We start from the raw sequence: 15,855 nt of genomic DNA on the forward strand, positions 1-15,855 counted from the left end.
TTGTTTCTTTCATCCAAATAAGGAGTGTCTATTTGATGAATATCTCCTGTGAAAACTATTTTTGTTCCTTCGCCTGCTCTTGTTATAATAGTTTTTATTTCATGAGGAGTAAGGTTCTGTGCTTCATCTACTATAAAATAAATTTTGTTCAAACTTCTTCCTCTAATATATGCTAAAGGAGAAATAACTATTTTTTCATTTTCAAGCATTTTCTTTATATTCTTGCTTTCATCGCTGTCATCAGAATGTATATGCTGTATTACTGAAAGATTATCAAATAAAGGCTGCATATAAGGATCTAATTTGCTGTTAACATCGCCTGGTAAGAAACCTAAATCTTTATTAGAAAGTGCTACTACTGGACGGGCTAAAAGTATTTGCCTGTACTCTCTTCTTTTTGCTAAAGCAGCAGCTAATGCCAAAAGAGTTTTACCAGTTCCAGCTTTACCCATTATAGTAACCAAAGGTATGTTATTGTCAAGTAAAACATCCAAAGCCATAGCCTGCTCTTCATTTCTTGGCTTTATTCCATAAGCATCTATATTAGTGTCAACATGAACTATAGTATTAGTATCTTCTTTATATTTTCCTATTACTGCCTCATCATCTTCTTTTACTCTGTAGCAGAAATATGTATTAGGGTAAATTGAATGCTCTCCCTTTACTGCTATCTCTTTATTTTCACTAAGTTCTTTTATATAAACCTTTGCATTGTCTCCCGAAATACTTTCTATACCTGTGAACAATGAAGATAGTTTTTCTATCTTATCAGTATTATAATCCTGAGTATCAATGCCTAAACTTCTTGCCTTCATTCTCATGTTAATATCTTTTGTTATGAGAATTACTCTTTGATTTTCACATTTTATATTATAAGCACATGATAATATTTTATGATCCGGTATATTGCCTGAGAATATTTTTCTAAAATCATCCCTCTCTTCATTATTAACATCTATAAATACTTTACTTTTATTATCAAGCAAAGCACCTTTTTTAAATATATCTTTTACTCCCTGAAGTTCTTCATTTTTCTCTACAATAACATCAAGTTCTCTTATAAACTCTCTTGCATTAAAGTTAATTGTATCGCTTCCTTTTTTAAACTTATCAACTTCTTCCAAAACTGTAATAGGTATAACAATATTTGTCTCCTCAAAAGAAAATATTGATTTAAAATCATGTAATATAACATTAGTATCAAATACAAATACTTTTTTATTAGGTATAAAATTTTCTGTCATCGCAAATCCTTTTGTTGATTTTTACAGCATAACTTTTAAATGCTATATAATAAGTATTATACAAAAGAAAGAAAAAAGCAAATGATGAATGCTTCTATTTTGAAAACTTAATATTTAAAACTTGACAATATAATTAAATATCATATCATTTATTAAAATGTATATTAGGAGAAATATATGAGTAAAGATTTCAAAGAACAATTTGATAAAGTAAAGCATCTGCTTACTCCTATTTTTGATTTGGATAAAGCATTTAGAGATAAAGAATTTAATAATATAAAATTAGATGTTCTCGAAATAGGAGAAGTTAATCTTACAAGCGGAAAAATAATAGCATGCGATCCTTTAGCATATTTATATGAAGATGATATAGCTCCTTTTATACAAACAGTAAAACCTAACAAGTATAAAGTATCTCTTCTTATTATAGAAGATGAAGAGAGAATCGCTATGGCAAAAATTTCTTTCTCAAATAAAGAGCCTAAAAGATATGAACTTGCTGTAACTGGAGAAGAAGATTTATCAGAAGTAGAAGAAGGAGAATTTTTCGGATATCCTGTAGATGCCGGTATGGGATGCGTATGCGATGAAGAAGCTGCAAAGAAATATTTAAGTTATGAACAAGATTTAGAAGAAAACAATAAAGATTTTGATAACAGATATGATGATTTATTTGCTGACTTATTAGAAGAAAATGCCAAGAAATATCCTAAATATCAATCTGAATACGGCGACTGGCTTAATTGGAATATACCGAATTCTAATTTAAATATAGTATTATTTACAAGCGGTTATGGAGATGGTTATTACCCTTCATATTTTGCTTATGATGAAAATAATGAAATATGTGCATTCTATACTATATTTATAGATTTAGAATGAAGATGATGAATAAATTATAAACTTATAATTAAAGTTCCTGCTGTAATCATCAAAGCCCCTATTATCACCTTTAATGTTAAGGCTTCTTTTAAAAATAAGGCAGCCAATATTATAGTAAATACTAAAGAAAGTTTATCTATTACAACAACTTTATTAACCTCCCCTATTTGCAATGCCTTAAAATAAAAAAGCCATGATAACCCTGTTGCTACTCCTGATAATATTATAAATAGAAGAGTTTTTTTATCTATATTTTTTACAGCTTCTACAGTATTAATGGAGTTATATGAATTAACATAGAAAACTACAACCCAAGACATTATCAGAATTACTATTGTTCTAATTGCTGTTGCCAAATTTGAATTTATATTTGAAAGACCAATTTTTACCAATATTGCTGTCATGCTTGCAAATATTGCTGATAAAAATGCATATAATAAATACATAAAAATATTAAATCCTTTAATGATAATTTTTTAAATAGTGTAATCTTAATTATATATAAAACCCAAAAAAATGAAAATTATAATATTTTTCTTGATTTTTTAATAAAAATATTATAGCCTATTATATGTTAAGAAAACATAGGAGTAAGTACTTATGAATAAAAAAATTCCTATTATAATCGCAGCTGCTTCAATAATAACAATATCAAGTACAATAATACTGCTAAAGAAAAGAAACAAAAGTACTCTTCATCTTAAAAGCTATGACGGAAAATTCAGCATAGAGTTTCCAAACGGCTGGAAATCTTCAAAAACTAAAAATGAATTAAATGAAAATTCCAATTTAGAAGCAATTAATAATAAAAACGGAATATGCTTCATAATGTTTTCAAAATCTAAAAATGAATTAAGCAATATAAGCTTAGATGAATATAATGAAACTATTTTAAATTCTATAAAAGAAGAAAATATAATATCCAATGATAAAATAAGTATTAATAATAAAACTATTCATATAACAGAGTTTAATTCATATTATGAGAATATGCTTATACATTATATTTTATATACATTAGAAACAGAAAATTATTTTCATCAGGTAATGGCTGCACTTATTAATAATAATTTAAAAATAAAAATAGATAAAAAACAATTTAATACAATAAATAATATTTTATTAACATTGAAAGAGATTTAAAAAATCAATGAGTAAAAATACTTTATTAATAATAATATTCTTTTTGTTATCTGCTTTAATAGTGTATGGAGAGCAGAAAATTTTCATATCTACAAAATTAAAGGGAAATGATTTACGCAAAGAAATAATTAAATGGGTAAAAAATCAAGCCGATGATAATAAATTTAGAAGTTATGATAACGGACTTGTTTATTTATTTTATGTATCAAATAAAGTTATAGATAATAATTCATTATGCTTTGACATCAATTTTCATATAGAATATGAGAAGTTTATAGTTGATTTTTCAAATATAAAATTGTTAAACAATGAAACAGGCGAATCAGAAAATTTAAAATTTAGTACATGGTCTACACTTACAAACAGCGGATGGTTCAAAGAATATAATGATACTATAACAATGATAGTAGAAGAATTAGAAAATATTATTAATGAGTAATGAAAATATATGCAAGAATTAATTTTATTCCCAAATAATAAAGCTAAAAATAATTATCTAAGAGATAAATATAATTATTATACAATGGATATAAGCAATTATAAAACTCTTCATCAATTTTATAAAATTCATTTTGATGCTTTTCAATCAAATTATAATAGAGAAAATTCTAAAAAATATGCCGATGCCTCAATAGCTGTGATTAATCTTCATACAGCATTAAATGAATATATAAAGCATAATAAAAACTCTTTAATTTCAAAGCAGAATATCACTTATGAACTTGCAGATACTTTATATAAAACTATGGAAGAGATTACATTTGCCGAGCTTATATCAAATAATGATAAATTATGTTATGAATATGATAGTCTAAAAGAAATAAAAGATATAATATCAATATATAAAAATATAAATAATGAAAATGATTTATTGGATCAATTTGATACTTTTAAACTATTTATAAATGCAATACAAAATAAAGAAATAATTTCTTTTAATGAATACAATAAAATAATAATTTATAATTTTGAAAAAATACCTCCTATACATACAATATTTTTAGAAAATATAGCAAAACATTATAATATAAATATAGAAGCTGTAATGCCTTATGATATGAGTAATTATTTCAAACATTATAAAATGTTTTTTAATTCAATAGATAATCTAAAGTCAAACAATATATCAAATTTTTCAAATGCATTAATAGAAAAGAAGAATTTAAATAAATATAAAGACAGTATTAAATTTATAGCAGGTTTCGGAGCCAAGCAGGAAGCAGATACAGTTGTTGATGAGATAATTAAATTAATAAATAACGGAACACCTTTATATGATATAGGAATAGTTTTTTCAAATATACAAAAATATAATGAAGCTGTTTCAAGTAAATTAAAAGAATGCGGAATTAAATTTAATGAAAGAAGAGCGAGTTTTTTATGGAAGGTGCCTATTATACCGGTATTAACTTCTATATTTTTAATATTAGACAGTTATGACGGCGAAGCAGATGTAGATATGCTTATAAAAATATTATCATCATCCTACATACAGAATATAAAAGGAATAAACCCTTATAATATAAGAGATTTAATTTATGCTCCTAATTCAGAAGAAATATTTTCAAAGATGTCTTTAAATGAATTGAAAATAAAAATATCAAAAAAATTCTCTAATAATAAAGAGACGGCGGATTCTATAATAGAGTTTTTAAATCTTTTAAATAAATTGGTATCAAAAAAAACTTATAAAGAAATAGGATTAACTTATATTAATATATTAAAATTTTTAAAAATTGATTCTTTATTTACAGAAGATGAAAATAATACTAATATATTTAATAATTTCTATAAATCAAAAGATGAATATTTTTATAGGGATAATCAGGCATTAGCTTTATTTTTAGATTTTGTATTGAAAATAGCCAATACAGAAAATAAAGAAAAAATAAACCATTTAGATTTTTATACAGCTTTGAATGTACTGCTTAGAGATAAATCGCTTATGCTTTCAGATAATAGAGAAACTTCAGTAACTGTAAGCAATATGTATGATGCAAGAGGATTAAGATTTAAATATTTATTTATACTTGGAATGAATAATGACTTTTTAGTAAGAAGACCTAATACATTTTTTATAAGCGGAAAATTAAGAGATGCTGTAAACAAAAAATATTCCAAATATATTTTTAACACTCCGGAATTGCTTGCTGATAGTTCTTATGCTTTATTTTTAAATATAATATCTTCATGTTTTGAAAATACTAATATTTATTTTTCATTCAGACTTAAAGATGAGGATGCAAATCCTGAACTTCCTTTTTATTATATTGAAGATTTATATTCAGAGCTTTATAATGATGATTTTAAATTTGAAACTCTTCAAAAAAACGGACTTATATATAGAAAAGATTATATACCAAGAGGAAAAAATATACATACAAAAAAAGAAAATATTATGAGCTTATTCTTCTACAATGAAGTGGAAGATGATATTGAGGATTTAGAAGATATAGTAAAAACAGTAGAACATAAATCTCAAAAAAACGGATATAATAATTTTGAAGATAAGCATGAAGAGATAAAAGACTTCTTTAATAATATTTTTAAAAACAGCGTATCTGTAACTACTTTGCAGGCTGTTATGGAATGCCCTGCTAAATTTTTTCACTCTAATTTATTTGAAAAAAAATCTGTTATTTCAAATGTTCAGGGCATAAGCTATATGGAAAAAGGTATTACATATCATAATATTTTTCAAAACTTTTATCAAAAAGTTAAAGAACAAAATGATTCATTGGACTGCTCTCTTAAAGAAAGCGAGTTTAATAATTATAATGATATAGCAAAACAAGCTATAGAAACAGAAATAGAAAGACTTAATGCTTTATATTCAAAGAAAGATTTAAATGACAGATATTTTATAGAATATCAATTAGATCAGAATGTTATAAGAGAAGAAGCTTTAAATGTTATGAATTCTTTTATAAAAAAAGAGATAAGAGAAAACATCATAAAAGATGAAGAAATGGGATATCATTATATACCTTACAGATTTGAAGAACATATAGGAAGCAAAAATTACGAAGATAAAAATGCTATTATATATTCAAACGTAGATTTCACTCTTAAAATAAATGGAAGAATAGATAGAATAGATTTCAGCTATGAAGATAAAAACTTAAAAAAAATCAATGGAATTAGAATAGTTGATTATAAATCAAGTTATACATCTGAAAAGAAAAAAAAGATTGATGATGAGATAGAATTAAAAAAAGATATTATAAATACATATTTCCAGCCTATTTTATATTTAAAATATATATTATCCAAATATATAAAAGACGATGTATCTGACAGAATAAAAAACTGCGAAGTTGTATTTACCATATATAAAGAAAAGGATGTTGTTGATAAAAATACTAATATAAATAAAGTATATAATGACAGAGATTTGCTTCTTTCTATATGCGGATACATTGACAGTAATTATAATTTAAATAATTATTTTGATGAAGTATTCAATGAAATATTAAACGGCAAACTTGTTTATAAGCCAAGCGATAAGGCATGCTCTGCTTGTTTTAACAGTCAGTATTGCGATTTTTATAACGGTTCTGTTTCAGAAGAAGAATTATAAAAATATTATATTAACAACTAAAATTTTGCATATTTTTTGACTTTTTGATTTAAAATCATATACTATATAGTATATCAAAAAATAAAAAAGGAGTATAAATATGAAAGGGTTTGCTATGAAAAAAATAGGTGAAACAGGCTGGGTAGAAAAAGATATACCTGCTTGCGGACCTCTTGATGCTATTGTAAAACCTTTAGCTGTAGCAATATGTACTTCTGATATACATACTATTGCTGGCGCTATAGGTGAAAGAAAAGACATGATTTTAGGGCATGAAGTATGTGCTGAAGTTCATGAAGTTGGTTCTTTGGTAAAAGATTTTAAAAAGGGTGACAGAGTATTAGTTACTGCTATAACTCCTGATTGGAGTACAGTAGAAGCTCAAGGCGGTTATTCTATGCACTCCGGCGGAATGCTTAACGGATGGAAATTCTCTAACGTAAAAGACGGAGTATTTTCTGAATATTTCCATGTAAATGATGCTGACGGAAACCTTGCTTTACTTCCTGAAGGAATGGATCCTATAGATGCTTGTATGATTTCTGACATGGTTCCTACTGGTTTCCATGGTGCTGAATTAGCTGATATACAATATGGAGACAGCGTACTTGTTATAGGTATAGGACCTGTTGGACTTATGGGTGTTGCTGGTGCTGCTTTAAGAGGAGCTTCAAGAATTATTGCTGTTGGTACTAGACCTAAATGCGTTGAAGTTGCTAAAATATATGGCGCTAATGAATTTATAAGCTATAAAAATGGTCCTATAGATCAGCAAGTATTAAAAATGACTAACGGAAAAGGTGTAGATAAAGTTATTATAGCAGGAGGCGGTGTTGAAACTTTCTCTGAAGCTGTTAAATCTTTAAAACCTGGCGGAAAAATTGGTAATGTTAACTATTTAGGTTCAGGAGACAATGTATTAATACCTAGACTTGAATGGGGTGTTGGTATGGGTCATAAAGCTATATTCGGCGGACTTATGCCTGGTGGAAGATTAAGAGCTGAAAAACTAGGTTCTTTAGTTTCTTCAGGAAGATTAAATGTTAGACACTTAATCACTCATATATATGAAGGCTGGGATCAGCTTCCTGAAGCTGTAAAAATTATGGGTGAAAAACCTGCTGACTTAATTAAACCTGTAGTAAGAATTCAAAAATAATAATAAAATATATTATTATAAAAGATGCCGGTATAATTTTTTATTCCGGCATTTTTTTATATATTTACAGTTCTATATTCCAATTTGCAGATTGTATAATAATATCTATTTCGCTGTATGCTTTTGAAAGCTTATCTATTTCTTTTTGAATATCTTTAACATTTACCAAAGTAGTCATTTTTATTTCATTCTTAGATGTTCTGTAATTTTTATTATAAACTTCCTGCAAAATATCTTTATAAATTTGTATATCTCTAAGCAGCTTATCTCTCATGCTTAATGCTTCTGCCATTGATATGCCTGTATCTAATATGCTTTCATGATTTTTAGTATTTATTTTTTTTGTAATATCATAAAGTTCATTATTAGTCTTTATATAGTCTTTAATTAAATAATGAGCATTCTCATCCGGTTCATCATTTTCCTGAACTCTTACATTATTTTTTGCCCTTTCTTTCAAATTTTCTAGTTTTTTTATATATTCATCCCTTTTTATTAAAGCTTCTCCTAATTTCATAAATATTCTTCTCCTTTTTTATTACTATATTATAATATAGTTAAACGATTTTATTTTGTCAATTAATTTTATATAACTTAATTAAATATATTTTATTTTTTTACTAATGATATGTTTTAATATGTACTATGAAAAATATTTTTTATCTATGTTTATTTTTAATAATAATCAGCGTAAGCTGCAATATGTATGTAAATGATAATATAGGAATATTAGTATTTGATGAAGATATAAAAGGCAATAAAATAACCAATGAAAAATTAGAGTTTGTATTGGTAAAACGTGAAAATACCAATAGTTTTAACAAACTTACATACTTTGCAGGCAATATAAATAATAAAAGCGGATATCAGCCCATAAATGATATTATGGAGGCTATGTATATAGAAGATATTAATGATACTAACAGTGCTAAACCTATAAATACTAATGATTATAAAATGATGATAGATTATAATAAAGAAAATATACTATTTAAAGATAATGACGGTAAAGAGTATATCCTTCCATTAAATAATAATGAAAATACTTGGTTTTACAAACTGCTTGACAATGATATCAAATAAATATTGAGATTGATTTTTTTCTATACGATTGTATAATTACTGTAATTAATTATTGTAGATGACGATAATAATTATAATATATTAAGTATTGAAAGATAGGAAATAGAATGTATATAAAGAATCTTAATTTGCATGGATTCAAATCATTTGCTATAGAAACAAATATAGAGTTTAACGAAGGAGTTACAGTAGTTCTTGGACCTAATGGTATAGGAAAAAGCAATATTGTAGAAGCTTTTTTATGGGTTATGGGAGAACAATCTGCCAGCAGATTAAGAATAGACAGTGCCAAAGGTTTGGAAAGTGTTATATTTCATGGTACAGACACTAGAAAACCGTCCTCTTTAGCTCAGGTTGCCCTTACATTAGACAATAAATCCAGATGGATAAAAAAATATGATATTGATGAGGTTATAGTAACACGCAAATACTATAGAAAAGGATTATCTGAGTATTATATCAATGATGAACAGGTAAGATTAAAAGATATTGTTGATATGTTTTTAGACACAGGTTTGGGTAAGAATGCCTATTCTGTTATTAAGCAGGGTACCGTTTCTGAAATTGCCAAGCAGAAACCAGAAGAGAGAAGAAGCATAATTGAAAATGCTGCGGGAATAAGCAAATATCTTGAAAGAAGAAGAGAAGCCACAAAAAAACTTGAAGAGTCTGAAAAAAATCTTGATAATGTAAAAATACAGATTAAAGAGGCTGAAAAACATTATAAATCTTTAAAAGATCAGGCCGCAAGAACTGAAAAGTATTACTCATTAAAAGATGAGCAGAAAAAAATAAATATAAGCATTAATGTTAATCAAGTAAAAAAATTAAGAATTACTTTAGAAGAGCAGACTAAAAGTTTGGAAGATCATAATAATAAAAAACAGGAATTAGAAAAAGAGCTTGAAGATTTAGATAATCAAAAGCAGCAGGAATTATTAAAATTTGAAGAAACTAGAACATTGTCAATAGAGCTTGATAAACAGGTATCATTGATTATGACTGAACTTACCCATATAGAGAAGATGGCCAATCAATTAAAAAATCAGCTCGATAATGCAAGCAAAGAAAAAGAAGAAACTATAAACAGAAAAAACATTTTATTAAAAAGACTTGAAGAAGATAAAAATAAAATAGCAGAACTTGAAGAGGATGTAAAAACTATAGCTGAGAACATAGAAAGATCATTAAAAGAACAGGAAATAGAAGAAAACAATATTGCAAATGAACAGAATAAAATAGCAAGTTTGAATGATCAAATTTCTATGATAACTCAGGAAAATCAAAATGCCGCATTAAAAATTGCAGATGCAAGAGAAAGACAATTAGAAGTTATAAATAAAATAATAACTGAGATAGATGAAAAGAAAAAAGATGTTATGGGAAACAGCTTTTATCAGAATATAGGAAAGCATGAATCTGATATTGATATAGGCTTTAATAATCTTCTTAATTCTATTAATACAAAAATGAATACTATAAGAGATTTTGAAGATGACGGAGTATTGTCAAATTTAAATGAACTTAATTTTAATTCAATTTCTAGTTTTATTAAGAATTTGGGAGAGATTTTAGAAACAGAAAAAAAAGATGCTTTATTTTTACAAGGTATATTTAAAGAGTATACTAAAATAAAAGACCCTTTTGTTGATTTGCTTTTCGATAAAGAGGGTACTTATATGCAGAAAGAGGCAATAGATAAAGAAATATCAGACTTGGAAGGATTTATAAAAGCTAATATAGAAAAAATGGAAGAATTAAATAATGAAATAAGACTTTCAACAGAAAATATAAATAAATCCAATTCTATTCTTACAACTCTTACTATAGAAAGAGCAAAATACGAAACAAATAGAAAAGCATCCGAAGAGAGAAAAGATTTAATATTAAAAAGCATGAAGCTGGTTGAAGATGAATTTGCTTCTTTAAATGAAAAAATAAACAGACTTGAAGAAGATTATAAAAATCTTAATGAAGAATATAAGGAAAACTCAATTACTTATAAAGAACTTGAAAAGAAAAAATCAAAAACAGAAAGCGAATCAAGACATAAAGCAAATGAAATAAAAAAGGCAGAATCTGCATTATCAAATTTTGAATCAAGTTTGGCAAAACGTGTAAGAAAATTAAATGAAATAAATGAAAACATTACAAGAGTCGGAGAGAGAATAAATCAGAGCAAAGATAAAATTAATGATATATATACTCATTTCTATGAAAATTATACTCTCAATTTAAAAGAGTTTGAAGATAATACTCAAAATTTAATAGATGAAGAAACTTTCAGGAATAAATTAAATACTGTTAATGAAAAAATCAAAAATTTAGGCCATATAAATGAAATGGCTTTAGATGAATATCAGGAAGCTAAAAACAGATTTGATTTTTTAAGCAAGCAGAAAGAAGATTTGGAAAAATCCAAAGAAGAGATATTAAAAATAATAGTAGATGCCAATAAAAAAGCAGGAGAAGATTTCTTAAAAACATTCAATGAGATAAATAAAAAATTCTCAGAAACTTTTAAAATATTATTCGGCGGCGGTAATGCAGGATTAAAAATACAAAATGAAGAGGATTTATTAAACAGTCCTATAGATATATTCGCACAGCCTCCTGGCAAAAAAATGGAAAATATAGTTTCTTACTCAGGAGGAGAGCTAACAATGACAGGGCTTGCCTTAGTATTCGCAATATTCTTATACAGACCTAGTCCTTTCTGTATACTTGATGAGGTTGATGCCGCACTTGACGGAGCTAATATTATAAGATACAAGAATATGGTTAAAAATCTTTCTGATAAAACTCAATTCTTAATCATTACGCATGATGAAGTTTCGGCTACTATTGCTGATGCTTATTACGGAATAACAGCAGAAGAAAAAGGCGTATCAAAAATATTTACCGTTAAAGTAGATAAAGACGGTACTGTAAATGGAAGTCAGGAACAATTAGTAACTCAGGAATAATTTTTAATGTACATATAACTTTATATATAATAAAGCTATATGTATCTTAAAAAGATATAAAAATCAATTTACTTTTGAAAGCAGTCCATTGCTTGTAGTATTATCGGTATTTTCTATTGTTAATGTCATATAACCATCATTAAAAACAAATGAATATCTCTTTCCATTTTTGGATGCAGTATATGAATTATCAGAAGTTTGTATTAATTCTTCTTCTGATATATTCGTTACTCCCTCATATCCATTATCTTCTTCTATAGTAATTGCTATAGAACCAAATTCATCAACTATTACTGTGCATTTATTGGTTATAAGCTGTCTCGTATTTTGAGTAGTATTTAAAACCCCCTTCATATCTGCTTTCATTTTTCATAGGATTATTACTGCAACTTAAAATAAAAAATATATAAATAGATAATATTATAATTTTAGAAATATCTTTCATAAAAACCCCAAATAAATAATTTAATTTTATAGATAGTAAAACTTTTTATAAATTTGTAAATAGTAATTTATCAAATTATTTTTTTACCATAGTATTATTAATAATTATATCTTCAGCTCCGTAATTCATAATTCCATTTATAGTACAGTTTGTAACACTTTCAAAAGTTATAGTCATAGTTATTGTAAAATTTGATGCTTCCATTGCTCCGTCTGTTTCCGGTTTGAATGAATAATCTTCTATTATATATTGATTATTTTTTACTTGAACATTTGAAATTATTACAGGACTGCTTCCTATAGGCAAAGAAACAGTATTCTCATCATTAACTGTCATTGCCATCCCTATTATATTGCCTAAATCCCCTACCCAAACTCCTGCATATTTATTTGCATTAGATTTTGTACAGCTTATAAGCAGCATTAATAATAAAAATGCTGAAAACATTTTCTTCATTATTTATATTATCCCTTTTTAGTAAAACTATTCTCTTCGCCTTTAAGCATTCTTTTATAATTTGGTATATGTTTTACTATAATGAATATGGCTAAAAGTATAGCAATTGGAAGAAGAACTATAAAGTTTATATTAAAAAATATTCTGTATAAAAAATTAACCTTGAAATATAATAAACTCAAAACTATAGGGAAAGCAATAGCCCCGAAAGTAGAACCTATAGCAACCGTTTTTTTAGATAAGAATAAACCTATAAAGAAAAATACCATAGTAATAATCAAACTTATAGGAGCAAGCATAAACATTGAACCTGCACTTGTTGCTACTCCTTTACCGCCTTTAAAACCTAAAAATATAGAAAATACATGCCCCAATATAGAAGCAACAGCACATGCAACTAAAATATAACTATGATTTGAAATTATACTTGAGAGAATAAAAGAAGGAACAACAACAGCTATCATTCCCTTTCCTATATCGCAAATATAAGCAGCAATTCCAGCCTTTTTACCGCATACTCTAAGAACATTGCTTGCACCCGGATTACAGCTTCCTTCCTTTCTAACATCATGCCCATTTATTTTACCTATTATAAAAGAAAATGGTATAGCTCCGATTATATAGGATATTAATATGCTTATTACTATTTTAATTATCATCTTTTTTACCCCTCTTTCTGAAATTAAGTATTATAGGTGTTCCTCTGAAGTCAAACATCTCTCTGAATCTATTTTCTAAATATCTTTTATAATGCGAATTTAATTTATGCGGATGATTGCAAAATACAGCGAATGCAGGAGGATTTACTCCAGTTTGAGTAACATAAAAAATCTTGAAAGGGCTTCTTCCAGCTGTAATAGTATATTCTCTTGTGGCACGAACCATAGTTTCTGTCAGTGCATGAGTTTCAAATCTCTGAAGTCTTGTTTTAGCAACTCTTACGGCAAGCGATAAAAGTTTTTCTGCATCATTTTTTCTTGTAGCACATACTCTTGCATAAAAAGCATAATTAAGAACAGGAAAAGTCTCTTTCATATAAGCTTCATAATCATTCCAAGTTGTTCCCTTATCTCTTATATCCCATTTATTTGCTGCTATTACTATTCCTTTTCTTCTTTCTATTATAAGATTAGCTATTGTTTTATCCTGATCCGTAAGACCTTCAAAAACATCAAGCATTAATATGCATACATCTGAAGATTCTATAGCCTTTATTGCTCTGTTTACACTGTAATATTCAACATCCGTATTAACATTTTTTTTCTTTCTTATTCCAGCTGTATCAACTAAACAAATATCATCGCCTTTAAAATTAAAAGTTTCATCTATTGCATCTCTTGTAGTTCCCGCAATATCCGAAACTATGCTTCTGTCTTTTCCTATTAATGTATTTAGTAAAGTGGATTTTCCTGCATTAGGTTTTCCAACTATTGCTATATTGATTGTTTTCTTTTGTGCTATATATTCATCAAGTCTATATTGTTTTGATTTTTCTTTTTTATTATAACTTTCTTCTTCATCTTCTTCGTCTAAATCATCATCATAATATTCAAAATCTTCAACATTATTTTCAATTTCTGTTATATCATCATCTTCTTCATTATAATTATCATTTTTAGAAATTTCTCTTTCAGCTTCTAAATCAAATCCGTTTCTTTCAAGAATTTCTAATATTTTTTCTCTTAAATCATCAATACCGTTATTATGTTCAGCACTTATTGGTACTATGTCTTTTATACCCAAAGAATAAAATTCATTTATTAAATCCGTATGCGAATCGGCATCCACCTTATTAACAACAAGTATAATAGGTTTTCCTGATTTTCTTATAGTATTTATAAAATGTCTGTCATCGGGATGAGTTTGATGGGCATCAACGAGAAATAAAAGTATATCAGCCTCTTCCATAGCTGTTTTTAAAGCTTTTTCTCTTACCTTTTCATTTAGAACATCATCGCTTATATCAAGAAGTCCGCCTGTATCAAATACGTTAAATGCTATATCATCAATATAAGTGCATGCCATACTTATATCTCTTGTTACTCCGGCCATAGGATCAACTATAGACTTTCTCCTTCCAACAAATCTATTAAAAAGTGTAGATTTTCCAACATTAGGTCTTCCAAGTATGGCAATATTTTTCATTCATTAAACCCTTAATACAATAATAGTGTACAAGTTAAAATAATATCATAATTTTTAATATATTGCCATTATATTTTTATCTCATAAAAATTATAAAATATACAGCAATTCTATAATCTTTTTCGGTATTTTTTTATTTTGAAATATTTAGTTATATATTTTTAATTATATTTAAAATACCATATACACCTATTATTGACTTTTTTGATTTAATAATATATATTATTAAATGAGGTTTTATTTTTATGAAAAGTTGTATTATGTCATTAATTGCATATTCAAACACAACATCATAAATAATATTAAAAATAAATAAAATAAAGCTAATTACCAAATTAGTAAGTAAGTGCACATACTTATAAAAATATAAACAATAATGGAGGTGTATAATGAAAAAATTAATTTTAATTCTATCATTTTTATTGAGTATCTTTACTATATCTTGTTCAAATAATAATAACAATATATTTGATGCTATAGTAAATAATGATTTAGAAGGTCTCAAAAAACTAATAAACAAAGAAAATATTAATACTGGAATAACCATAAAGGATGAGGTTTCTATATTAGATAGATCTTATGAGATTAATAAAGAAACTCCCATCATATTAGCTGTACTTAGTAAAAATAAAGATATGATAAGATATCTGCTTGATAATGGTGCTGATCCTTCTATTTATGACGGCAGAGAGAGAAATGCTTTTCTTTGGGCTTGCGGTGCAGGTAATGTTGAAATTATACAGATGTTAGTT

At 26.4% G+C, this 15,855-nt stretch carries 15 protein-coding genes; 8 read left to right on the forward strand and 7 right to left on the reverse strand.

The window, feature by feature from the left end; translation table 11 throughout:
• Nucleotides 1–1,244, reverse strand: a 1,244-nt coding sequence (locus Q0J90_RS03855) for a PhoH family protein (protein ID WP_297276653.1), incomplete at its 3' end; no start/stop codon positions are given.
• A 177-nt stretch (nucleotides 1,245–1,421) separates the two neighbouring features.
• Here Q0J90_RS03855 and Q0J90_RS03860 point away from each other — a divergent pair.
• The gene (locus Q0J90_RS03860) at nucleotides 1,422–2,126 is read left to right on the forward strand and encodes a DUF4241 domain-containing protein (protein WP_297276654.1); all 705 of its coding nucleotides are present in this window, start codon (nucleotides 1,422–1,424) and stop codon (nucleotides 2,124–2,126) included.
• Nucleotides 2,127–2,140: 14 nt separating this feature from the next.
• Here Q0J90_RS03860 and Q0J90_RS03865 read toward each other — a convergent pair whose 3' ends face one another.
• On the reverse strand, nucleotides 2,141–2,572 hold the full coding sequence (locus tag Q0J90_RS03865; RefSeq protein WP_297276655.1) for an EamA family transporter: 432 nt from the start codon (nucleotides 2,570–2,572) through the stop codon (nucleotides 2,141–2,143).
• Nucleotides 2,573–2,726: 154 nt separating this feature from the next.
• Here Q0J90_RS03865 and Q0J90_RS03870 point away from each other — a divergent pair, with 154 nt between their 5' ends.
• From Q0J90_RS03870 to Q0J90_RS03885, 4 genes are all read left to right on the forward strand, one after another.
• Complete coding sequence (locus Q0J90_RS03870; protein ID WP_297276656.1) at nucleotides 2,727–3,269, forward strand: hypothetical protein; 543 nt, start codon at nucleotides 2,727–2,729, stop codon at nucleotides 3,267–3,269.
• A gap of 7 nt (nucleotides 3,270–3,276) precedes the next feature.
• Nucleotides 3,277–3,708, forward strand: a complete 432-nt coding sequence (locus Q0J90_RS03875) for a hypothetical protein (protein ID WP_297276657.1) — start codon at nucleotides 3,277–3,279, stop codon at nucleotides 3,706–3,708.
• A gap of 9 nt (nucleotides 3,709–3,717) precedes the next feature.
• A complete protein-coding gene (locus Q0J90_RS03880; RefSeq protein WP_297276658.1) occupies nucleotides 3,718–6,849 on the forward strand; it encodes a PD-(D/E)XK nuclease family protein in 3,132 nt (1,043 codons plus the stop codon).
• A gap of 100 nt (nucleotides 6,850–6,949) precedes the next feature.
• Nucleotides 6,950–8,008 (forward strand): NAD(P)-dependent alcohol dehydrogenase, encoded by a 1,059-nt coding sequence (locus Q0J90_RS03885; protein ID WP_297276659.1) that lies wholly within the window; start codon nucleotides 6,950–6,952, stop codon nucleotides 8,006–8,008.
• A gap of 64 nt (nucleotides 8,009–8,072) precedes the next feature.
• On the opposite strand, the gene Q0J90_RS03890 is transcribed toward Q0J90_RS03885, so the two are convergent.
• Nucleotides 8,073–8,525, reverse strand: coding sequence for a DIP1984 family protein (locus tag Q0J90_RS03890; RefSeq protein WP_297276660.1), 453 nt, complete (start codon nucleotides 8,523–8,525; stop codon nucleotides 8,073–8,075).
• 185 nt (nucleotides 8,526–8,710) lie between these two features.
• Between Q0J90_RS03890 and Q0J90_RS03895 the strand changes: the two genes are divergently transcribed.
• A complete protein-coding gene (locus tag Q0J90_RS03895) occupies nucleotides 8,711–9,091 on the forward strand; it encodes a hypothetical protein (protein ID WP_297276661.1) in 381 nt (126 codons plus the stop codon).
• Nucleotides 9,092–9,198: 107 nt separating this feature from the next.
• Nucleotides 9,199–12,057: an AAA family ATPase gene (locus tag Q0J90_RS03900; RefSeq protein WP_297276662.1), complete on the forward strand. Its 2,859-nt coding sequence runs from the start codon at nucleotides 9,199–9,201 to the stop codon at nucleotides 12,055–12,057.
• 63 nt (nucleotides 12,058–12,120) lie between these two features.
• Here the strand turns inward: Q0J90_RS03900 and Q0J90_RS03905 are convergent, their stop codons facing one another.
• From Q0J90_RS03905 to der, 4 genes are all read right to left on the reverse strand, one after another.
• Entirely contained in the window at nucleotides 12,121–12,423 is a 303-nt protein-coding gene (locus tag Q0J90_RS03905; RefSeq protein ID WP_297276663.1) for a hypothetical protein, read from the reverse strand.
• 154 nt (nucleotides 12,424–12,577) lie between these two features.
• On the reverse strand, nucleotides 12,578–12,958 hold the full coding sequence (locus tag Q0J90_RS03910; protein ID WP_297276664.1) for a hypothetical protein: 381 nt from the start codon (nucleotides 12,956–12,958) through the stop codon (nucleotides 12,578–12,580).
• 8 nt (nucleotides 12,959–12,966) lie between these two features.
• The gene (plsY, locus tag Q0J90_RS03915; RefSeq protein ID WP_297276665.1) at nucleotides 12,967–13,617 is read right to left on the reverse strand and encodes a glycerol-3-phosphate 1-O-acyltransferase PlsY; all 651 of its coding nucleotides are present in this window, start codon (nucleotides 13,615–13,617) and stop codon (nucleotides 12,967–12,969) included.
• The gene (gene der, locus Q0J90_RS03920; RefSeq protein WP_297276666.1) at nucleotides 13,607–15,103 is read right to left on the reverse strand and encodes a ribosome biogenesis GTPase Der; all 1,497 of its coding nucleotides are present in this window, start codon (nucleotides 15,101–15,103) and stop codon (nucleotides 13,607–13,609) included. Before der ends, plsY begins: the two co-directional genes overlap by 11 nt.
• Nucleotides 15,104–15,492: 389 nt before the next feature.
• Between der and Q0J90_RS03925 the strand changes: the two genes are divergently transcribed.
• On the forward strand, nucleotides 15,493–15,855 hold a 363-nt coding region (locus tag Q0J90_RS03925), incomplete at its 3' end, for an ankyrin repeat domain-containing protein (RefSeq protein ID WP_297276667.1).

The sequence above is a fragment of the uncultured Brachyspira sp. genome (assembly GCF_944390595.1).
Classification (GTDB): domain Bacteria; phylum Spirochaetota; class Brachyspiria; order Brachyspirales; family Brachyspiraceae; genus Brachyspira.